The following is a 22,527-nucleotide window of genomic DNA, read 5'->3' as shown; positions in this document are numbered from 1 at the left end:
GGCAGCATTTAATGGCTTCGTGTGCGGTAAAGCAAATACACGAAGAAGGGTGCACCGATGCATGCTGTAAACACACCCGCCGGTATATCCAGCGGCGAGAAGAGGGTACGCCCAATCAAATCGGCGACCAGCAGCACAATCGCGCCCATAAGCGCCGAGACTGGCAGCAGCGCACCAAAGCTTGGACCTACAAGCTTGCGGGCGATATGCGGCGCCATCAACCCGATGAAGCCGATCGCCCCGCCGAAGGCAACCGCTGCTCCGGCAAGCGCTACGCTAAACAGCATCAGCAGAAACCGCTGGCGCTGGACAGCGCTGCCTACGCTGCGAGCTACATCCTCCCCGAATTCCTGGATATTGATATGCCGGGAAAAAACGAACATCAAGGGCAGCAGCACGATAATCCAAGGCAGCAGCGGCACAACCGATTTAGCCCAGGAGACACCGTAGACGCTGCCCGTCATAAACGTCATGGATTGGTTGGCCAAAATAATGGGACCGGAAATCATCATCATATAAGAAAGTGCGCTCATCGCCGCCGAGAAGCCGATGCCAATTAGCACGAGCCGGAGCGGGGTTACTCCCTGCTTCCATGCCAGCGTATAAACGATCAGCGAAGCGGCGAAGGCTCCGACTACAGCAAATACGGGCAGTAAATGAATACTGATTTTATCGGAAAAGAAATAAAAGAACGAAACCGCGCCCAGTGTAGCACCGCCTGTAATACCTACGGTATCGGGAGAAGCGAGCGGGTTACGGATAACACCTTGCAGGAGGGCTCCTGAAACGGCAAGTGCAGCGCCGACTAGCACGGCAACGACAATACGCGGCAGCCGGAGTGAGCGGACAATCATTTCGTTGGAGCTCTCCCCAAAGCCGAATATGGACTTAATAACTTGGATGGGAGATATGTATACACTGCCGATGCCCGTGCTGAGCACCATAATAACTGCCGTAGTGATAAGCAGCAGCATCCCAACCCATACCGCTTTTTTACTGACAAGAAAGGAATAAGCTTTACCGCGGACAGTTACATATAAGCTTTTGGTATTCATTTAGAAGCGTCCTCCTTTGCGGGCGATATAAACAAAGAAGGGAACGCCGATCAAAGCAGTAGTTACGCCGACATGAACTTCCTTGGGCATCGCTATAAAGCGTGAGCCTACATCCGCACTAATAAGCAAAAGTGCCCCTAACACAGCACAATAGGGCAGCAGCCAGCGGTGGTCGCCACCCACAAAAAAACGGGCAATATGCGGAATAATAATGCCAATAAATACGACTGGGCCCGCCAAAGCGACAGAGCCGCCCGCCAGAACGACGATAACTATTGCCGCAGCGGCTTTAATAAATACGGTGCTTTGCCCAAGCCCTTTGGCAACATCATCGCCCATGGCAAGTACATTGATATGCGTAGCCAGCAGGAAGGCGCCAATTAACGCAGCGAGCATATACAGGTAGACAGAATCGAACTGCTCCATCGTGCGCCCAGAGACAGAGCCAACCAACCAAATCAGCACTTGATCGAATGCTTTTCCGTTGGATAACAAGATGCCCTGGGTCAATGAAGCGAAAAAGGCGGTTAGTGCCGAGCCGGCAAGTGTGATTTTAATAGGTGTCAACCCGTCACGACCGATAGAGCCGAGCATATACACACCAACGGCGCTCACGGCAGCTCCCAAAAAAGCGATCCAGGTATATTGGGTGACACTCGATACATCGAACAATACGACTGCAATTACAATGGCAAAGGCTGCGCCAGCATTAACCCCGAATATACTCGGAGAAGCCAGTGGATTGCGGGTAATGGCCTGCATCAAAGCACCGGCAACAGCTAGGCTGCCCCCAACAATAGCGGCAATTAATGCACGTGGCATCCTTGTAGTTTGGATAATAATGTGTTCATTAGAACCATTATAGACCGTATAAGCTGCGACGATTTGATCCCAGGAATAAGTCTTGATCCCAAACATCAGGCTGCAAACAAAAGCGATAGCCACTAAAAGGAGCGAACCGAGCAAAACGGCAATTTTGGAGGAATGGTTAAGAAGTTCTTTTCTCATGAAGTTGCTTGGCCTGCTTCCCTGTGTCAAATGAAATTGAATAAAGACCGATCCGATAAAGACGTCCAATAGGTATATTGTAATGAGGCGGTTATCCGCTGTCAATGATTCTGAGAATCATTATCAAAAAAAGATTGACAACCTTGATACACTTCCCCTAAAATTAACCCTGACATAAAGCTGATAACCGTTATCAATAAATCATTTTACAACAGATCAAACAGGGAGGTTCACCGATGTTAGTCAGAAATTTTAGAATGAAGCCGGTCGCGATGCTGGCTGCTACTTTTGTCTTGTCCGTTGTCTTGTCGGCATGTGGTTCCCAACAAGCAGCTTCAACTCAACCAGCTGCTGATCCCAAGCAAGGAGCAGCGCCTACAACTACAGCACCAGCTGCCGCTGCCAAAGATGGTCCACGTATAATCAAGCACATTATGGGAGAAACGGAGGTTCCAGCTAACCCTCAGAAAGTAGTTATCCTTACTAATGAAGGAACGGAAGCATTAATAGCGCTTGGTGTAAAGCCGATTGCTGCGGTTGATTCTTATTATGGCAGCCCTTGGTATGACCATATTAAAGCGGATATGGAAGGCGTCAAAAATATCGGCGGCGAATCCCAGCCGAATTTGGAGCTTATTGCTTCGTTGAAGCCGGATTTAATTCTTGGCAATAAAATGCGCCATGAAAAAATTTATGAGCAGCTTAAGGCGATTGCCCCGACGGTTTATACCGAAACGTTGCGCGGCGAGTGGAAAAGCAATTTTCAAGTCTACGCAGACGCTTTGAACAAGAAGGCGGAAGGCGATAAAATCGTTAGCGCATTCGACAAACGTATTGATGATTTCAAATCCAAAGCAGGCGACAAGCTAAAAGAGAAAGTAGCCGTTGTGCGTTTTATGGGCGGTAAAACCAGATATTATTTCGGCGACATGTTCTCAGGCGTCATCATGAAGCAAATTGGAATTGTCCGCAATGATCCGAAGAGCGACGAAAAAGCGTTCGAGGATATCACAAAGGAGCGTTTGACAGAGCTGGATACAGCAGATAAAGTCTTTTACTTTACTTACGATGTTGGCGACGGAAAGGGCAAAAAGCAGCAGGAGGAGTGGATGAATGATCCACTTTGGAAAAACCTCAACGTTGTGAAAAACAATAAGCTGATTCAAGTAAGTGATGCGACCTGGAATACTTCAGGCGGTGTAAAATCAGCGAATATGATGTTGGATGACCTATATAAGCTGTATGAAGTAAAGCCATAAAAAGCAATATTAAAAACGCGAGTCCTCTTAATTGAAGAGGCACTCGCGTTTTTTGTTTGTTACCTGTTTGGTTACTCGTGTGCTCGTAAGCTGCCTGGCTCTAACCTGCCCGGTTAAACTGGCTTGTATAGAGGTTATAGTAAAAGCCTTTGCTTTCAAGCAGCTCCTGGTGGGAGCCACGCTCAATAATTTCGCCGCCATTCATGACGAGAATCACATCAGCTTCACGGATCGTGCTTAGCCGATGGGCGATTACGAAGCTGGTGCGCCCTTTCATTAGCACATTCATCGCTTCCTGGATAATCATCTCGGTCCGCGTATCGACGGAGCTTGTCGCTTCGTCGAGAATCAGGATAGCGGGGTCGGCGAGAATCGCCCGTGCTATCGTAATCAGCTGGCGTTGCCCTTGGCTAAGGTTGCTGCCCTCAGCGGCAAGCAACGCGTCATAGCCCTGGGGCAGCTTGCGAATAAAGCTGTCCGCATTGGCCAGCTTGGCGGCATGCTCGATTTCGGCATCCGTGGCGTCGAGCCTGCCGTATCGGATATTCTCACGGATTGTATCCGAGAATAAATACGCATCCTGCAGCACAATCCCGAGCTTGCTGCGCAAGCTGTTTTTCTCCAGATTGCGAATGTTCTCGCCGTCAATGGTAATCGCGCCGCTGTCGATATCGTAGAAGCGCGTAAGCAGATTGACAATGGTGGTTTTGCCGGCTCCCGTCGGGCCGACCAACGCAATCGTTTGTCCAGGCAGCGCAGTTAACGATACGTGCTTGAGGATCGGTACATCCTTTTTGTAGCTAAAGGAGACATCATCAAAGATAACCTCGCCTTTTATATCACCATGCACTTCCCGAAGCTCCTTGCCATCGGCAGACAGCCCTTCATATTCGGTGGCAGTGTCCATAACCTCAAACACGCGCTCCGCACCGGCTAGTGCCGATTGGATCATATTAAATTGGTTGGCGAGCTCATTAATCGGTCGTCCAAATTGCTTGGAATAGTTTAGAAAGCTGACAATGACGCCGATCGAAACTAGCCCGTTGATCGCCATCCAACCACCAACGGCCGCGATCAGCGCATAGCTGAAGTTATTGATGACGTTCATTACTGGTCCAATAAAGCCGGACAAAATTTGTGCCTTGCTGCCAACGTCCCGCAATTGGGCATTAATTTCATGAAACTCCGCAGTAGCTTTTTCCTCACGGTTGAATGTTTTAACTACCTTTTGCCCGGACACTGTTTCTTCAATAAAGCCGTTTAGCTCGCCGAGGCTTTTTTGCTGGCTGGAAAAATATTTTCGCGTTCGCTTAGCGATTTGGCCGGTAAGCAGCATCGCCATCGGAATAATGACCAAGCTAACAAGAGTCAGCCATACATTTAAGCTGAGCATCAAGATGATCGCACCAATTACCGTCAAAAAGCTGGATAATAGCTGGGTGACGGTCTGGTTTAAGGTATTGCTCACATTTTCAATATCATTAGTGGTGCGGCTCATCAGCTCGCCATGTGTTTTGCTATCAAAATAAGGGAGCGGCAGCTGCTGCAAATGGGCGAATAAGTCATTACGCAGCTCCCAGACTGTCCGCTGTGATACGCCAGTCATCACATAGAGCTGGATCCATGACATCACAGAGCCGAGCACATACACACCAAGCAGCGCGAGGCAGAGCCAGAGCAAGCCGCTATAATTTTGCGGAATAATGTATTGGTCGATCGCAACGCCGATCAAATAGGGACCGGAAAGCGTCAATGCTGTGCTGCAAATCGTCAATAGCACAATGACAATAAGCCCATTACGCTGGCGGCGCAAATAATTCCATAGCCGCAGCAGCGTGCCTTTGGTGTTTTTGGCGCGTGCCTTGGACATCATCATACCGCGTCCCGGTCCGCCGCCCATTGGTCCGCCACCCATGCCCATTGGGGGCAGCCCGCCAGCCGCACCGCCGCCACTAGCCCTTGGCGGCGCTTCTTCATGTCCATGATGCTGATTGTTTTCCTTAGCCAATGACAACCGCCTCCTTACCCAATTGGGATCTATAGATCTCCTGATAAACGTCGCTTGCTTCCATCAGTTCAAGATGTGTGCCTTGCGCTACAACGGTGCCTTCGTCCAATACAACGATCGTATCGGCCTCCAACACCGAGGAAATCCGTTGGGCGATGATGATGCGGGTGCTTCGCCTAGCCTGGCTTTTCAAAGCCTTTTGAATCCGCGATTCGGTTCCGAGATCGACCGCACTTGTACTGTCGTCCAAAATAAGAATGGCGGGCTGTACAAGAATGGCCCGTGCAATTGAAATCCGCTGCTTCTGCCCGCCAGAGAGATTAACACCACGTTGGCCGATCAGCGTCATATACCCATCGGGAAGAGATATGATAAAGTCATGGATTTGCGCAGCTTGGGCCGCCGTTTCAATTTCCTCCTGCGAAGCGTCCGGCTTGCCAAACGCTATATTTTCACTAACGGTACCTGTGAACAGAATCGCTTCCTGAAGCACAACACCAATTTCATTGCGCAGATGCGTAAGGTCAATATCCCGTACATCAATGCCATCGATCAGCACTCGGCCGCCGGTGGTATCATAGAGCCGCGGTATGAGATTTACGAGTGTGCTTTTGCCTGATCCGGTTGCCCCTAGAATAGCGACGGTTTGTCCCGGCTGGAACTCAAGATCAATGCCCTTCAGCACATTCTCCTGGCGTGCATGAACATCTTGCTTGCTGCCTTCAGTATAAGTATCGTAAGCGAAGGAAACATCCTCAAATACAATCTTGCCGGAACGAATCACATTAGTCTTAGCTGCAGGGCGGTTAGCGATTTCCGGCTCTGTTTCCATGACCTCATTGATGCGTTCAGCGGAGGCTTTCGCTCGCGAGACATTCATTAGCATCATGCTGACCATCATTAAGGAAAACAATACCTGCGTCACATAATTGATAAAAGCGACCAGGTCGCCTACCTGCAAGATGCCTTGCCAGGTTTGCAAGCCGCCGAACCAGAGGACTGCAGCGATACTGGCATTCATGATCAGCATCATAATGGGCATAATAAGCATAACGATCCGGGTTGCTTTGATTGAAATATCCATCAAATCATCATTGGATTTGCGAAAGCGCTTAATTTCAAAATTAGCGCGTACAAAGGCTTTAACAACGCGGATACCCGTCAAGTTTTCCTGAAGCACGGTATTGACCGTATCCAGCTTTTTCTGCACCATACTGAACAGCGGGAAGCCCTTGCGAATAATGATCACTAACACAAGAATGAGCAGGGGAATAACGACCGCCAATACTAAGGCAAGCCGCGGGCTGATCATAATCGCCATAATGACACTGCCGATAGCAAGCAGGGGTGCGCGAACTAGGATTCGCAGCGTCATTAGCACAACACCTTGCACCTGCACCACATCATTCGTCAGGCGAGTAACAAGCGAGCCTGCTTTGAAGGTATCCAGCACCCCAAAGGAAAACGATTGCACCTTGGTAAATAAATCCTTGCGTACATCAGCGCCAAAGTTTTGTGACGCGGTACTGGAGAATACGGTACAGCCGATGCCGCCGATCAAACCGATCAAGGCGACACCCAGCATCAGCGCACCTGTTTTTTGGATATGGGCGATATCGCCGTTCATAATGCCTTCGTCCACAATACTGGCCATAAACCTAGGCTGCAGGAGATCCATGTAGACCTCTAACAGCATGAACAGCGGAGCCAGCAGGGTAGCTTTCCAATAAGGTTTTAAATAAGGTAAAAGCTTTAGCATCTGGTAACACCTCATTTTGTAGTGTAGATTTGCGAATAGCGGAATTACTGAGTGATACGTGTTGGCATTCAACCACACGGAATGTTTAAGTATTTGCTGGTGATTCACCAGGCTTGCCTGTACAATCCGCTTCCTTGCTTTCAACAAGATTATCGTATACCTGTAACATCAGCCTGCGGAGCAATTGTTTGTCCTCTTCGGAAAAATTGCCAAAGCATTGGGTATCCATCGCTTTGAAGGTTTCCCTGACTTCGGTGTGCGCCAGCTTGCCCTTTTGGGTGAGAAATACGCGGGACACCCGTTGGTCCTTATCATCCTGTTTGCGCTCCACTAGCCCGGTTTTAACCATCCGGTTCAGCATGACTGTAATGGTAGCCGGTTGGATATGGAGCTGCTCGGCCAGCTCCTTTTGGCTTTGCCCGTCCTTGCGTGATAACGCAAACAGCAAAGGCGGCTGGCCGGGGAATACCTCTTGATGCTGCAAGAGCTCGTGCATCTTATGCCAGTGCGTCCGCATAACCTTGGAAAATACAAAATGCAGCGAATCGGACGTGTAAATATCCATGGGTCACCTCTTTTTGATTAGTCGGCTAACTATATTAATGCCACGAATTCGTGGCGGCGTCAATAGGTGATTCTTAACCGCTTGTTTGCGTTACCTTTTCATCCAAAAAAACAAAGCACCTAAGGGCTCTTTTTCATCCGATCCCCGATTAAACTGCTCGATCAGCTTGTCGAGCCGGGCGATTTGAATGCAATAATCGTACATGCTTGCTGCGACAATGGATAACCGAAGCACCCCGTATTGCCCTTGAGTATAACTGCCAATCATTTTTTCCATAAACCGGTCATTATCCTCCTCCATACGAGTGGCTTCAGAAATTTCCGGCTTTAGCATATTTTCGAATTTGAGCAGTACATGCTCATGGTATTTAATTAGCTTTTCCATATGCTCGTCAAAATAAAGATTCAGATCGGCAGAGCGCTCCGATTGGAAATAATGCTGCTCGATGGAGCCCAGCGTTTCCAGCCCTTTTTGCAGCGTAAACAGCATTTGCTTATACACAACCAGATGCTGGCTAGTGCTATATTTGGCGCGCCGCAGCTTTTTTAATTCTTCCTCGAATAAATTATATTTTTGCGACAAGGAGTTGAACGAGTCATCTAGCGCCTGTTTCTCATCGCGGAATACTTTTTCCTTAATTTCATCTGAAATGGCTGTTCGCAGGAGCAAAGACATTTTGGCAAAAACCGTATGTATTTGTTTGACGATTTGTTCTTTGGGATTAGGCGGGAAAAATAAAATATTAATCAAAAAGGCAGAACCGATCCCAATCAAACTAAGGATAAAGCGGTTAAGCGCAAAGTCCCATTGGCCGGAGGCCTCCATAACGGCAATTACCGTAACTAGAGTAAGCCCGATCGTTTCCTCCATCTTCAGCTTCAAGCAAATCATAATAACAAGGATACACACAATTCCAATCGCAATGGGCTCCTTGGAGAGGAACGTACCTGCAAGCATTGCTAATGCGGCTCCGACTGTATTGGTTTGAATTTGGTCAAGAAAATAGCGCCATGAACGGTAAATCGAAGGCTGCATCGCAAAAATCGCGGCTACTGCGGCAATAACCGGCAGCGATAATTGCAGCCATACACTGATATAAAGGGATAAGGTTACTGCAATCCCTGTTTTTAATACTCTGGCACCAAAAGACATGGTTCTCCTCCTATAATTGCAACTATATCCATATCATACACAGGAAGCTTGCAGGTTGTCGAATACTTGTCGAATGCAACGATTAAAGATAAAATAACTATACAGCAAATTACATACTTTCATAAATGTATAACGGGGGCGACTATGGGAATTCGCGTACTTAAAACAGCCGTCGCCGTGATGGCAGCTATTTCATTAGCTCATTGGTTAGGCTTGCATACGCCCAATTCAGCTGGCTTGCTGGCGATTCTTGGTGTGGATGTGACGAAAAAACGTGGCTTACAGACGTCATTTCAAAGGCTGATCGCCTCATGTATGGGCTTGCTGCTGGCTATAGGTTTATTTTGGCTGCTGGGCTTTGAAATTTGGGTCATTGGCCTTTTTATACTAATCTTATACCCGATTCTTTCCCGTTTTGGATTAAAGGAAGGGGTTGTCTCTAGCTCGGTTATTATGTTTCATGTGTTTACCGACCAGCAGATCCGCCTCGAACTTATTTTGAACGAAATTGCCTTACTGTTCGTAGGTCTCGGTGCAGCCACATTAATTAACATCACCTATATGCCGAAGGCAGATAAGCAATTAATCGACTTAAGGAATAGGCTGGAGGTGTGCTTTTCGCATATTTTTGCCGAAATCGCTGAGCATTTGCGCGATAACAGCCATATCTGGAGCGGCAGCGAGCTGCTCGAGGCGCATGAGATTTTGCAGGAGGCGCTCCATGTGGCACAGAGGTCGAAGGAAAATAATCTGCTCCAGCAGGATGCAGTATGGGCTGTTTATTACTATATGCGCAAGCAGCAGCTGGCTTCGATTACTCGTATGCTGGAATATGTAGCGCAAATATACCAGACGCTTCCGCACGGGGAGCTGTTGGCCTCCGTCTTTGACGAGCTAAGCGAGAATGTCAAAAATGAATATTACACAGGCCGAACCCAAACCAAGCTAAACGCTTTACAGGGCGCTTTTCGCCAAATGCCTTTGCCTGCTACCCGGGAGGAATTTGAAGGGCGTTCGGCTTTATTGCAGCTTGTTGTGGAACTAAATTCTTTCTTAGATGTGGCCAAACGCGAGAAAAAGCAAAAAGCAGCTGCTGAATAAGCAACTGCATCATTAACAAAGGTTAAAACGGGGTGCTATACTCTGCTGTTGGATCGATCATAAGCCATCATACATATTAAGCCTGCAACAATAAGGGCAAATACTACCGGAAAATATTCGTATAGTTCGCTCATATCCAGCACCCCCTTGATCATTTTTTTACTAGTAAGATGTATTACCCGATGTCTGGATATTTAAACGCTAGGAGCCATTCCTACTACCATTAAATTTGCCTTCGATGATTTGGGCTTTTATTAATTCCAAGGTTTTCAAGCTGCCTAACAAATAATGCTGTTTTTCTTTCGTATCCACTACAGCAACGGGCGTATCGTTGATTTGCTTAATTTTCTCGTCGAGCCATGCTACAAAAATTTCTTGATCCATCCTTTAGGCCTCCGTTTAGAAGATTAGTAATTATTGATTATGGGGTGCAGTGATATCTTTTAGCGACTATACCATATTATAATCTCGGTTTGAAAAGGTAAAGCTCCATCCACTGCCAGCTTCGAGAACGGCGTATTGAAGCTCGAAATCCCTAAGAAAGCCAAGGAAGCAGCAGTCGTCAAAAAAATCCAAATTAACTAAAGAAAAGTTGCTATACCAAAGTGTTTCTAACCCAAAAAGCCGTTCCCTATAAATGATGGGTACGGCTCTTTTTTCGGAAAGGATGAGCGGGAGATTTTCCAGCTCTTTTCATGGACCAAAGCGCAAAGGTAAGCTTTCCACTCCATGCACGATAAATCCACGAGCAGGCTGAAGGGGATCGTGGTTGATTCTGGCAAGGTTGGGAAGGCGCTTAAGGATCACCATAAGTGCGACCCGTGCCTCTAAGCGGGCAAGTGGGGCACCCAGACAGAAGTGAATGCCATGCCCGAAAGCAATATGTGGATTTGACTCTCGGGTTATATCGAACTCCCCTGCACGATCAAACTTCTGCTCATCCCGATTCGCCGATCCAATCCACGCCACAACCCGACTTCCTCCCGGTATGATTTGCCCGCCTAACGAAATATCCTCCTTGGCTGTGCGGAACATTGCTTGGACAGGGGAGCGATAACGCAATACCTCCTCGATTGCAGGAGCTAGCCGCTCTGACTCTGCACGAAGCTTGTCCAATTGCTCAGGATGCTCCAATAAGGTGAGGACTGCATTTCCGATTAGGTTAGTGGTCGTTTCATTACCTGCAACTAGAAGCAGCGAGCAAAATGCCAAGATATCATGCTCATTAAGCTGCTGCCGCTCTTCCTCTACCAGCAGTAAGGCACTAATCAGATCATCCTCAGGCTGGATACGCCGTTTGGCAATAATATCACGGAAGTACATATGCATGTCTGCGAGTGCTTTTTGTGATTGGGGATTTACATCTCCCATTATTGCATTGGCAGAAGCAACAACTTCATCGGACCAAAGCTTGAATTGATCGCGGTCGGCACTCGGAATCCCAAGCAATTCGGCAATTACGATAACGGGTAGCGGGTAGGCAAAATCGCGGATTAAGTCAATTTCACCGGCTGCTTCGCAACGGTCAATCAACTCATTGGCGATGCTCTCGATGCGCGGTTCCAAAGCGGCGACTGCTCTGGGAGTAAAGGAGCGGCTTACAAGTGAACGGAGCATTGTATGCTTGGGTGGGTCCGAAGTAATCAGCGAGAAGCCTACTCCACGGGATTCAGCTTGTGGCGGTGCTGCGGCGATCTGGGATGGAGGAGGAGCCCCTGGCCCCGATGAGAATCGGGCGTGGTCAGATAGTACGGTGCGCACATCATCATAATGGAAAACTGACCAAAAGCCCATACCATCCATATAAATGACCGGCTGGTTAGCTCGCATATTTTCATACATAGGATATGGATTTCTAAGTAGCTCCGGTGTAATAAAAGAATTCATAGATTAAGCCTCCTTGAATAGTGTGGTGTGGCTACTTCCATCCGTTCCTGATAGCTGGGGCTTCAATGATGGAGCTGGGAATCATAAAGGGAAGGATGTTATTATTTTCCTTTACAAGAGGATTCATACGCAGAAGTACTAATTGTGAACAAACGGTGGCAGTGGGGACTCACAAGAAAATATAAAAAATAAATCCCCTTGAATGATGAGGGGATTTATTTTTTGTGGTTTGTTAGCCTACCAGCCAGATTAACAGGACTCAAGTTGACTATCTGTTACATATAAGTAGATATGGAGTCCTAACAAAAGATCCATTTTTTATAGAGAACTCCTTACTCTCACATATTTTCAAGTATCCAAGTTATAAATAGAAGTGTTATCGCGTATGATTTTTAATAATCATCTACATTTATCTGCGTATATTTAATCAACATTCGCCCACGTCCTGCATACAAATGTAATGAATGATTGAATGGAGGAGGTAGAAAGGATGTCAATAGATAAAGATTTGCAAACCAGAGAGATCTATACTAAAGCTGTCTGCGGTAAAGGGCGCAAATTTTCGCAGGTCACTAATACGGTCACTCCGCCTCATGCTCCGACGAGTATATTGGGTGCTTGGATAATCAACAACCAATATGAAGCGGTGAAATCAGGTGACAATGTCGAGGTGGTTGGTACTTATGACATTAACATTTGGTATTCGTACAATAAAAATACCAAAACTGATGTCGCCAAGGAAACGATTTCCTATGTGGAGGTCGTGGGCCTCGCTTACCTGGATAAGCGGCATAAGCCAGTGACAGCAGAGGTGTCTGCTGTCGCTACGCAAGAGCCAAACTGTGTTGAAGCCAGTGTTTCTTCGCATGGTGACAGTGTTATTATTCGTGTGGAAAGGGAATTTAAAGTGGAAATGATCGCCGAAACCAAGGTCTGGGTCGTGGTGTCCCCGAATGGTGGCAATGATTTCGACGAGAAAAATTTGGAATTTGATGATGCAGGCAGCGACGATTATGAGGATCTGGACCCTGACCTGCTGGATGACGACTTGAACTAATGGGTTTACTTTAGTATATGACACAAAGTTCATTTCGGCAGAGGGCGTCAGCCCTCTTTTTGTTATTTGGGCAAAAGCGAGGATGAAGGTGGTGAAAGACCATGCGTATTTGGCTGTTACATTCGAATGAGCCAACGCTGCAATTGCTTTTGGATCGGATTCATATCCCTCATGGGACACGTCTGCCAGCTAGGCTGGAATCGACCTGCTTGATTTATTGGGGATGCTTCCACCCGCATAGGCAGGAGCCATTGACATTACAGCCCGTGAAAAACCAATTACGGGCGGCAGCCCTGGACAAAGCCGCCGTCCAGCTTAGGCTGCATGGCATCCAAAGCGAGCTTGATGGGAAGCGGCAGCATTTTAGCTATGAATATATGATTCCCGTATTCCATTTACAAGCGCTTGCCTTATTTCAGAAAAAAACCGCGGCCTTTTATGGTAGGCAATTGCCGACATCGATGCAGAAACCAGAGCTGGGAGGCTTTGAGGAAATCGTCGTCGAGACGCTCTCTTACCACGCTGTTCGCTCGAAGCGTGAGGCTGTTAAAGCACTTTATGCGTTGGGGCTGGATTATGGGGTGGTGCGGATCGGGGTTCGGTCTAGCGGGGAGCTTGCTGTATTGGAGGTGCAGGCTGTCCCTGAGCTAACTGTGCGTCTTGCTGAGCTTTTTGCCGAAGCACTGCAACGGTTTGCGGATGAATTAGCCTCCTCCTATTTGCAGAAAGAGGAGGTCATGCTTGGAGCTGACCCTGAATTTTTACTTCGCGATCAGCGGGGGAAGGTCGTTTTTGCCTCGAAGTTTCTCGAAAAAGAGGGCGCCGTAGGCTGTGATGCGATTGTCCTGCCAAGCTTCCGCAAAATATACCCGCTTGCCGAGCTGCGCCCTGAGCCCAGCATGGAGCTGGACCGCTTGCTTAACCACCTGCATCGCACGATGCACCAGGCAACGCGCCGAATAACGGACAGCTCGCTTGAATGGCTCGCTGGCGGCATGCCGGTCAAGGGATTTCCGCTGGGCGGACATTTGCACTTTAGCGGTGCCTGGCTAAACCATGAATTGCTGCGCGTTTTGGATAATTACCTGGCCTTGCCGCTGGTGCTTATCGAGGATACGACAACAGCGGATAGGAAGCCCAAATATGGCTTCCTTGGCGATTTTCGTAAGCAGCGCCATGGAGGCTTTGAATACCGCGTGCTGCCAAGCTGGCTTGTATCCCCGAGGGTTACTAGAGGGGTATTCGCTATAGCCAAGCTCGTAGTAACCCATTACAGGCTGCTGCCTGCCCGTCCGCTGGAGGACTCTGTGATCCAGGCCGCCTATTATGAAGGCAACAAGTCTTTAATCCGTCCGTTGCTGCCCGCTCTCTGGAACGATCTGGTGCGCCTTCCTTCCTATCGCAAACATGAGGTCGCCTTGAACACATTTAAATCGATGCTGCTGCGCATGCAAGCCTGGGATGAGCAGCGTGATATACGCCGTAATTGGCAAATCGGTCCTTTTCATAGAAAAGAAGAATCGACTGTTCATTCATGATATAATAAGTGGAGGTGGATAATTATTTGGCAACTTATTATTGAACATGTAGAGGTATGGAGGTTGCAAGGATGGCGACATATACGCCGATGATTGAGCAATATTTGGCCATTAAGGCTGAGGTATTGGATGCTTTTTTGTTTTTTCGTTTAGGCGATTTCTATGAAATGTTTTTTGAGGATGCGATATTAGCATCAAGAGAGTTAGAGATTACGCTGACCGGCAGGGAAGGTGGGGGCGAGGAACGAATTCCGATGTGTGGAATCCCCCATCATGCCGCAGATAACTATATCGCCCGACTCATTGAAAAAGGGTACAAGGTTGCGATTTGCGAGCAAGTGGAGGATCCCGCGCAGGCTAAAGGTGTCGTGCGGCGCGAGATTGTGCGGATTATTACGCCGGGAACGGTAATGGATGCCCGCTCCTTAAGCGAAACCAACAACTATATCATCTCAGTAGTTGAAGCTACTGACGGAAGCTTTGGCTTTGCAGCTTGCGATATTTCCACGGGTGAGCTATTTGTTACCCGGCTTGAGGGAACGGCGGCACTCGTATTGGATGAAATCAATGTATATCATCCATCCGAGCTATTAGCAACTCCGGAATTGCTCGCTCAGCTTGGCGAACGAGGTACCGGTTGGGCAGGAACAATGGTACTGACCCCGCGGGAGCATAACCGTGGCCAGGCTGACTTGCAGTTAAACACGTATTTTTCCGAAGCGGATTTGACAGCCTTGCCTGTTGGCGGTCTGCCCTGCGTGAGGCAATTAATGGCCTATTTAGTGGAGACCCAGAAGCGCTCGCTTGGCCATATTAAGCATATCCGCATATATGAGCAAAACCAGTATATGATTATGGATCCTTTTACACGCCGTAATTTGGAGCTGGTCGAAACGGTTCGTGACCGTGCCAAAAAAGGCACCTTGCTATGGCTGCTGGATAAAACAGTCACGGCGATGGGCGGCAGGCTTTTGCGCCGCTGGATTGAAAAGCCCTTAACAAGTGCTGCGGCGATTCAAGATCGATTGGAAGCGGTAGATCGCTTATACCACCAATTGATTGTCCGTGACGGGCTGAAGCAATCGCTGAAGGAAGTTTATGATTTGGAGCGGCTTGTAGCGCGAATAGCCTATGGAAATGCGAATGCGCGTGATCTGTGCGCTCTGAAGGCAACGCTGCTTCAGGTTCCTGTGTTAAAGCAGGAATGTGATGCCTCGGGCTCTGCGACGCTTGCCAAGCTTGCAGCGGGGATGGATACCTGCGACGATGTGCTCGCTTGGATTGAAGAGGCGATTACAGAAGAGCCTCCGATATCGATTCGTGATGGTGGGATGATTAAGCCCGGCTACCACGCTTATTTGGACCAGCTGCGTGAAGCCAGCACGAATGGCAAGCAGTGGATTGCGGCTCTTGAGAAGCAGGAACGGGAGCGAACGGGCGTTAAGTCGTTGAAGATCGGCTACAACAAAGTGTTTGGTTATTATATTGAGGTTAGCAAGTCGAATCTGTCAACACTGGAGGCAAGCCGTTACGAGCGCAAGCAAACCTTGGCGAATGCCGAACGGTTTATTACACCGGAGCTGAAGGAAAAGGAAGGTCTTATTCTCGAAGCACAGGAAAAAATGGTCGATCTGGAATACGAGCTATTCATGCAGCTGCGGGACAAGCTGTCGCTACATATTTCAAGGCTGCAGCGGCTTGCCGAGCAGATTGCGGCTGTCGATGTATACCAATCGATGGCGGCAGTCAGCGCGACCAATCGTTATACCAAGCCGGAAATTGGCGATTATTACGAGCTGCATATTGAAGCGGGGCGGCATCCAGTTGTGGAGGCCGTCATGGAGGATGGTTATTTTATCGCCAATGATACGGTGCTTAATGCAGCGGATGGCAGCATGCTATTAATTACGGGGCCCAACATGGCCGGGAAAAGCACCTATATGCGACAGGTAGCGATTATTTGCCTACTGGCGCAAATTGGCTGCTTTGTCCCCGCGGATAAAGCGACAGTACCGATTATTGACCGCATTTTCACGAGGATTGGCGCAGCTGATGATTTGATCGGTGGGCAAAGCACCTTTATGGTCGAAATGATGGATATTCAAGTGATGACGGATAAAGCAACGGATCGGAGCTTGGTCATTATTGATGAGCTGGGCCGGGGCACCTCGACAGGTGAAGGCATGGCCATTGCCCAAGCGGTTATTGAGCATTTACATGACCAAATTGGCTGCAAGACGCTCGTATCGACGCATTTTCACGAATTGGCCCATCTCGAGGATACGCTGCCCTCACTGCGCAACTATTGCATGGCGGTCAAGGAAAGCGGCAGGCAGGTGACCTTCCTGCGCAAGCTGATTCCAGGCGCGGCAAGCACCAGCTATGGTATCTATTGCGCCCAGATTGCGGGTTTGCCTAGTGGCATTATTGACCGTTCCTATGAGCTGTTGCATGCATTTGAGCAAAGATCAGAGCTATTGCAGGAGGCGGTGGCCAAGCCGCTTGAGCATTTAGCAGGGAATTCGATAGACAAGCCATCGATAGACAAGCCATCGATAGACAAGCCAATAGAATCGGAGGAGCCGACAGATGATCATGAGGCGAGATTCTCATATTCCTCTTCAGCAACAGCGACATTGGTGCAAACGGAGCTAGTCCAGGTACAAGCCCAGCCCCAAATAAAGGAAACGGCGGCTGTCCAGCTTAGTTTGTTTCAAGAGGATGCAACCGCTGCAGGCCGTTCGAAAAAGAAGCCCGACCCGAAGGCTGAGCAATTGGTTGAGCAATTAAAAACCGTCGATTTGATGAACATGACGCCTATGATGGCGATGAATTTTTTATTTGATTTAAAAAAGCAGCTTTTGTAAATGAGAGGATGAACTATATGAAAATAACAAGCAACCGCGCTTTTTGGCGGCACACCACATCGATCGCCCTCACACTTTCTTTGCTGCTTTCCTCATCTGCAGGTGCTTTTGCTGCGGAGGTAAAGGTGGAGGTTAATAATGCTGCATCAACACGTATCTTGGAGGCACTGAACTTATTAGAGAATAACCATGTAAGTGGTCCTTCCAAGCAGAACTTATCTGATGCGGCGATCAAAGCGATGGTCCAATCCCTTGGTGACCCTTATACCGTTTATTTTACCCCTGAGGAGCTTAAGCAGTTCCAGGGCTCCGTTGAGAATAATTATGTAGGCATCGGGATCCGTGTGACTGAACAGCCTGAGGGTGTTTATGTGATGGAGGTTTTTGACGGCCCGGCTGGAAAGGCGGGAGTTAAGGTAGGTGACCGCATTATTGCTGTAAATGGTGAATCCGTTTCTGGACTACCCGTTGATGATATGATAAAAAAGATATTGGGTCCCGAAAATTCTGAGGTATCGGTAACTGTGCAACGAGGCGAGGAAAGCCTTGCCATGTCGATGACACGCCAGCAAATCCAGCTTCCGGTCGTTATCCATAAAAGATTTGATCCTGGTGTTGGTTATTTGCAGGTAACAACGTTTTCCAGTGAGGCGGATGAAGTGTTTGCGAGCCAGCTTGCAGAGCTGAAAAGCCAAGGCATTAACAGCTTGATCCTTGATTTGCGCGACAATCCAGGAGGCTTGTTGGATACAGCGATTAATATGGCCAAGCTGTTCGTCAAAGAAGGCATTTTGATTCATACCAAGGATAAAGATAATGTCGATGAGCCTGTAACCTTCAGCAATGGCACGACACAACCGTTTCCACTGTACATTTTGGTCAATGAATATAGCGCTAGCGCTTCTGAGGTGCTGACAGGCGCATTGCAGGATTATAATGCCGTTACTAAAGTAATCGGGATGAAAACCTATGGAAAAGGCAGCGTCCAGCAAGTCGTTCCCATGTCAAGTGGTGGTGCGATGAAAATTACGATTGAAGAATACTTAACGCCAAAGCTGCGTAAAGTCAATAAGGTTGGCATCTCGCCGGATGTGGAAGTGGATGGTGAGCTTCCACAGCTGGTCACTGCCCTGCATGAAGCGGGAATTGCCCAGTTAAATGTTACAGCAAGTACAACAGGAATTACTGTTAACGGAATTGCTGTGGCAGATGGCTTTAAGGTGATCCGCGAGGACGGCCAGGTTTATGTGCCTTCAAGAGTGTTAAGTTCATTGCTTGGTGGTAACATAAGCTGGAATGAGGATAATCAAGCTATCGAAGTATCCGCTTATAGCCATATTGAAGCCTATTCGGTAGCTTCAGGTGATTTGCTGCTTCGGGATGGCTTTGGTTATGTAAATGTAGACCAGTTTGCCAAAAGCTATCCGCAATTGAGCTGGACGGATAACGGACAGCAGTTAGTGCTAAGTGCAACTAAGTAAGTGAGATAGGAGTATCGGGCTATGGGAATAATCAAAATACTCGATGAACATATTGCCAACCAGATTGCAGCAGGGGAAGTGGTTGAGCGTCCTTCCTCTGTCGTCAAGGAGCTTGTAGAAAATGCAGTGGATGCCGGCAGCACCCGAATCGATGTAGCAATCGAGGACGGAGGACTCGGACTTATAAGAGTTAGCGATAATGGCTCGGGGATGGTACCCGAGGATTGCGAAGCCGCCTTTTATCGCCATGCCACAAGTAAGATTGTGAGCAGCCAGGACTTGTTCTCGATTCGCACGCTTGGGTTTCGAGGAGAGGCATTGCCCAGTATTGCTGCCGTAGCCAAGGTAACAGTGATAACAGCTACTGATTCAAGCGGGCTAGGCCATCGCTTCGTGATTGAAGGCGGCACGGTCAAAGCATCAGAGGATACAGCAGCCGGTCGTGGCACGGATATCCAGGTGCGTGACCTGTTCTATAATACACCAGCAAGGCTGAAATATATGAAGACGGTGCAAACCGAGCTTGGGCATGTATCGGATTATATGTACAGGCTTTCGCTGGCGCATCCAGAGATCGCTTTTACAGTTAAGCATAATGGGAGCACCTTGATCCAGACGCTGGGTAATGGTGATATGCTGGGTGTTATTGCAGCGATTTATGGAACTACCGTTGCCAAAACGATGCTGCCCATCCAAGGCGAGCAATTGGATTATGGAATCAGCGGCTTTATTAGCAAGCCGGAGACGACAAGGGCTAACCGCCATGGCATCTCAACCTTTATTAACGGACGGTATATTCGTAATTACACCTTGATCCATGCGCTGCTGCAAGGCTATCATACCTTTTTGCCGATTAACAGGTTCCCTGTTGCAGCGATTCATATTACGATGGATCCGACTATTGTTGATGTCAATGTCCATCCGGCCAAGCTGGAGGTTCGTTTTAGCAAGGAGCAGGAGCTGATTCAATTCGTTGAAGAGCAGGTCAGGAATGTGCTGAACCAGCAGGTGCTGATCCCGTCTGGAGGAGCTCCTGCCAAATCGAAAGCACCCGATGTTATCCAGGAGCAATTGGAGCTGTATCGTTCGGTTCCGCCTGAACGGACGACCCCTTCGGTTGGAAATGACCGCTCCTATTCGAATAGGGAAAATAAACCTGCCGATGGGACATTCGCCAACAGCTATGCTAATGCAGCACCAAGTGCCAAGTCGCCAGCGCCCTTATCATCGCCATCAGTATCGTCTTATTCTTCATCAGGGGCTGGCAGTACCGGAGACAGCTCGCGTGGCTACCAGGACGGTTCCCGTGATGCTGGACCTCATACAAGGGTTAGCTTTAAGGATCAGGCAGCAGCCAATGAAGCCTTGATGCGTTCGTTGGCTGTAGACGACCAGAAGGCAGCACCCTCGCTGCCTTCGTTTCCAAAGCTGTCGCCTATCGGGCAAATGCATGGCACTTATATCATAGCCCAGAACGAGGAGGGCTTGTTCTTAATTGACCAGCATGCTGCGCATGAGCGGATCAATTATGAATACTATTTTGAGAAATTCGGCAACCCGGCAGAAGCCAGCCAAGAGCTGCTAGTGCCAATTACGCTGGAATTCACACCGTCCGATGCAGAACGGATCAAGGATAAGCTACCGTTGCTGGAGCAAGCTGGTGTATATGTAGAGCCTTTTGGGGGTAATGCTTATTTGGTAAGAGCCTATCCGCACTGGTTTCCAGACGGTGAGGAGAAAGCGCTAATTGAAGAGATGAGCGACTGGCTATTATCGGAGCGTAAAAGCATCCATATGGGCAAGCTGCGCGAAAAGGCGGCGATTATGTGCTCTTGCAAAGCTTCGATAAAAGCGAACCAAAGCATGCGTACCAATGAAATGGAAGCTTTGCTTGATCGCTTGGCTGCCTGCCATAATCCTTATACATGTCCTCATGGGCGGCCGATCCTGATCAGCTTTTCGACCTACGAGCTAGAAAAACTATTCAAAAGGGTGATGTAAGTGCTCATAACGACCTCTTACGACCCTCAGCCTGAGCAATGGGAAGCTGCCTTAGCGCTTTCTGGACAACTTAAACAGCTTGATGGCTCTCAGATGGCTGTTCGGCTTGTGGAGCGGAAGCAGTTTTCCTTGCCAAGACTTCGCCAACGGTATAGCGATTCCGATATCATGCTTGTTTCACGCGAGCGGATAGAGTATTATCAGGAGCATCAGCCTGTGTTATTTTTCCATCCAAGCACAGCTGCGATTCGCATTAAAAGGTTAATTAACGGAGAGCATGACCCCCTAATGGAGCTCTCTGCGATCCAAGCAGGTGACCGGATTCTTGACTGTACAGCAGGGCTGGGCTCTGATGCGCTTGTTTATTCTTTTGCTACTCAGGGTAATGGACAAGTGACTGCTCTAGAGAGTCGAATTATCCCTTATCTGGTGCTTAAGCATGGTTTGGGCATGTATCACTCTGAAGTGCCTGGCATGGATGAGGCAATGCGCCGGATTGAGGTTGTACAGGCAGACCATTACGACTATTTGCAAAAGCAGCCAGATAACAGCTATGATATTGTGTATCTGGATCCTATGTTTCGCAAGCCGATCCATGAATCCAGCTCGATTAGTGCCATCCGGTTTCTTGCCGATCCTAGGGCGGTTACAGAACTAACGATCTTAGAGGCTAGGCGAGTTGCGAAGCGTGTTATCATCTTGAAGGAGCATCGGGACAGTGGGGAATTTGCTCGCTTGGGCTTTGCAGCAGTTAAGCGTTCCACCACGAAAATAGCTTACGGAGTGATAACATTGTGATAACACAACAAGATCCAGCTAAGCGGCAAGATTTTTCAAAGCCCCAATTGCTAGTGCTGGTAGGACCCACAGCGGTTGGCAAAACCGGGCTGAGTCTAAAGCTTGCTGCGGCATGGAACGCGGAAATTATTTCCGGGGATTCCATGCAAGTGTATCGCGGCATGGACATTGGTACAGCCAAGGCAACAAAAGAGGAGCGGCAGCTTGTTCCTCACCACATGATTGATATCCATAATCCCGATCATCCTTTTTCAGTTGCTGAGTTTCAGGAAACGGTGCGCCAGCTGATCCTTGACATTCATAGCCGGGGCAAGCTGCCTTTTATCGTAGGTGGCACTGGGCTTTATGTGGAATCGGTTTGCTACGATTACCAATTCAGCGAATCAGGCTCTGATGAGCCATTTCGTGAAGCCCAGCAGCAGTTTGCAGAGCAATTCGGCGCTGAAGCGCTTTTGGAGAAGCTCAGGCTTGTAGATCCGGAAAGTGCGGAGCGCTTGCATCCAAATGACCAACGGCGAATTATTCGGGCCTTGGAATTATTTCATCTGACAGGTGAACGGCTGTCTGAGCGGTTGAAGGTACAGAAAAAAGAGTCTCCCTACGAACTATGTATCGTTGGATTGACAATGGATAGAGCTTTGCTATATAAACGTATAGAAGAACGTGTTGAGCTCATGCTTCAGGAAGGCTTGGTTGCTGAGGTAAAGCAGCTCGTAAACCAAGGGTATGGCAAGCCATACATATCGATGCAGGGACTTGGCTACAAGGAAATTATTGATTTTATGGAAGGCAAGACGAACTGGGAAGAAACGGTGGTATTGTTGAAACGAGACACCCGCCGATTCGCCAAACGCCAGCTATCCTGGTTTCGCCACATGAAGGATATTCAGTGGGTAGATATGGATGGGCAGGCAAATTCTGATGCCCAATACGATGCAGTTCATGCTATAATAGCAGATAAGTTTACAATCGAACGTTAAACCTACAAGGG

The 22,527-nt window shown here is 48.4% G+C and carries 17 protein-coding genes and 1 pseudogene; 10 read left to right on the top strand and 8 right to left on the bottom strand.

What is annotated here, in order from left to right; genetic code table 11:
* Positions 1 to 8: 8 nt before the first annotated feature.
* Positions 9 to 1,055, bottom strand: coding sequence for a FecCD family ABC transporter permease (locus tag G9U52_RS13165; RefSeq protein ID WP_166150140.1), 1,047 nt, complete (start codon positions 1,053 to 1,055; stop codon positions 9 to 11).
* Positions 1,056 to 2,063, bottom strand: coding sequence for a FecCD family ABC transporter permease (locus G9U52_RS13160; RefSeq protein WP_166150138.1), 1,008 nt, complete (start codon positions 2,061 to 2,063; stop codon positions 1,056 to 1,058). It lies immediately after the preceding gene.
* A gap of 236 nt (positions 2,064 to 2,299) precedes the next feature.
* On the opposite strand from G9U52_RS13160, the gene G9U52_RS13155 reads away from it, so the two are divergent.
* A complete protein-coding gene (locus G9U52_RS13155) occupies positions 2,300 to 3,322 on the top strand; it encodes an ABC transporter substrate-binding protein (RefSeq protein ID WP_243767310.1) in 1,023 nt (340 codons plus the stop codon).
* A gap of 100 nt (positions 3,323 to 3,422) precedes the next feature.
* Here the strand turns inward: G9U52_RS13155 and G9U52_RS13150 are convergent, their stop codons facing one another.
* The 4 genes from G9U52_RS13150 to G9U52_RS13135 form a co-directional block, all read right to left on the bottom strand.
* Complete coding sequence (locus tag G9U52_RS13150; protein ID WP_166150745.1) at positions 3,423 to 5,243, bottom strand: ABC transporter ATP-binding protein; 1,821 nt, start codon at positions 5,241 to 5,243, stop codon at positions 3,423 to 3,425.
* A gap of 79 nt (positions 5,244 to 5,322) precedes the next feature.
* Entirely contained in the window at positions 5,323 to 7,089 is a 1,767-nt protein-coding gene (locus G9U52_RS13145; protein WP_166150136.1) for an ABC transporter ATP-binding protein, read from the bottom strand.
* An 85-nt stretch (positions 7,090 to 7,174) separates the two neighbouring features.
* A complete protein-coding gene (locus G9U52_RS13140) occupies positions 7,175 to 7,654 on the bottom strand; it encodes a MarR family winged helix-turn-helix transcriptional regulator (RefSeq protein ID WP_166150134.1) in 480 nt (159 codons plus the stop codon).
* A gap of 90 nt (positions 7,655 to 7,744) precedes the next feature.
* Entirely contained in the window at positions 7,745 to 8,806 is a 1,062-nt protein-coding gene (locus G9U52_RS13135; RefSeq protein ID WP_166150132.1) for an FUSC family protein, read from the bottom strand.
* Positions 8,807 to 8,950: 144 nt separating this feature from the next.
* Between G9U52_RS13135 and G9U52_RS13130 the strand changes: the two genes are divergently transcribed.
* Positions 8,951 to 9,907: an aromatic acid exporter family protein gene (locus tag G9U52_RS13130; RefSeq protein WP_166150130.1), complete on the top strand. Its 957-nt coding sequence runs from the start codon at positions 8,951 to 8,953 to the stop codon at positions 9,905 to 9,907.
* Between the two features lie 201 nt (positions 9,908 to 10,108).
* On the opposite strand, the gene G9U52_RS13125 is transcribed toward G9U52_RS13130, so the two are convergent.
* Positions 10,109 to 10,291, bottom strand: a complete 183-nt coding sequence (locus G9U52_RS13125) for a hypothetical protein (protein WP_166150128.1) — start codon at positions 10,289 to 10,291, stop codon at positions 10,109 to 10,111.
* A gap of 123 nt (positions 10,292 to 10,414) precedes the next feature.
* Between G9U52_RS13125 and G9U52_RS41665 the strand changes: the two are divergent.
* Positions 10,415 to 10,492 (top strand): annotated as a pseudogene (locus G9U52_RS41665) (Hsp20/alpha crystallin family protein); the annotation flags it as partial.
* A 108-nt stretch (positions 10,493 to 10,600) separates the two neighbouring features.
* Here the strand turns inward: G9U52_RS41665 and G9U52_RS13115 are convergent.
* Positions 10,601 to 11,794 (bottom strand): cytochrome P450, encoded by a 1,194-nt coding sequence (locus G9U52_RS13115; protein ID WP_166150126.1) that lies wholly within the window; start codon positions 11,792 to 11,794, stop codon positions 10,601 to 10,603.
* Between the two features lie 490 nt (positions 11,795 to 12,284).
* On the opposite strand from G9U52_RS13115, the gene cotE reads away from it, so the two are divergent.
* The 7 genes from cotE (at position 12,285) to miaA (ending at position 22,516) form a co-directional block, all read left to right on the top strand.
* A complete protein-coding gene (gene cotE / locus G9U52_RS13110; protein WP_166150123.1) occupies positions 12,285 to 12,851 on the top strand; it encodes an outer spore coat protein CotE in 567 nt (188 codons plus the stop codon).
* Positions 12,852 to 12,952: 101 nt separating this feature from the next.
* A complete protein-coding gene (locus G9U52_RS13105; protein ID WP_166150121.1) occupies positions 12,953 to 14,389 on the top strand; it encodes a putative amidoligase domain-containing protein in 1,437 nt (478 codons plus the stop codon).
* A 71-nt stretch (positions 14,390 to 14,460) separates the two neighbouring features.
* On the top strand, positions 14,461 to 17,256 hold the full coding sequence (gene mutS, locus G9U52_RS13100; RefSeq protein WP_166150119.1) for a DNA mismatch repair protein MutS: 2,796 nt from the start codon (positions 14,461 to 14,463) through the stop codon (positions 17,254 to 17,256).
* A gap of 17 nt (positions 17,257 to 17,273) precedes the next feature.
* Entirely contained in the window at positions 17,274 to 18,737 is a 1,464-nt protein-coding gene (locus G9U52_RS13095; RefSeq protein ID WP_166150117.1) for a S41 family peptidase, read from the top strand.
* Between the two features lie 21 nt (positions 18,738 to 18,758).
* Entirely contained in the window at positions 18,759 to 20,738 is a 1,980-nt protein-coding gene (gene mutL / locus G9U52_RS13090; protein ID WP_166150115.1) for a DNA mismatch repair endonuclease MutL, read from the top strand.
* Complete coding sequence (locus tag G9U52_RS13085; RefSeq protein ID WP_166150113.1) at positions 20,739 to 21,536, top strand: class I SAM-dependent methyltransferase; 798 nt, start codon at positions 20,739 to 20,741, stop codon at positions 21,534 to 21,536.
* Positions 21,533 to 22,516 carry a tRNA (adenosine(37)-N6)-dimethylallyltransferase MiaA gene (miaA, locus tag G9U52_RS13080; RefSeq protein ID WP_311764856.1) on the top strand — a complete coding sequence of 328 codons (984 nt, stop codon included), beginning with the start codon at positions 21,533 to 21,535 and terminating at the stop codon, positions 22,514 to 22,516. The genes G9U52_RS13085 and miaA overlap by 4 nt, the downstream gene beginning before the upstream one ends.
* Positions 22,517 to 22,527 lie beyond the last annotated feature (11 nt).

It is taken from the genome of Paenibacillus agricola (assembly GCF_011440305.1).
In the GTDB taxonomy this organism is placed as follows: Bacteria; Bacillota; Bacilli; order Paenibacillales; family NBRC-103111; genus Paenibacillus_S; species Paenibacillus_S agricola.
The sequence above is the reverse complement of the archived record's forward strand: the minus strand, read 5'-3'. Positions and strand labels throughout refer to the sequence as shown.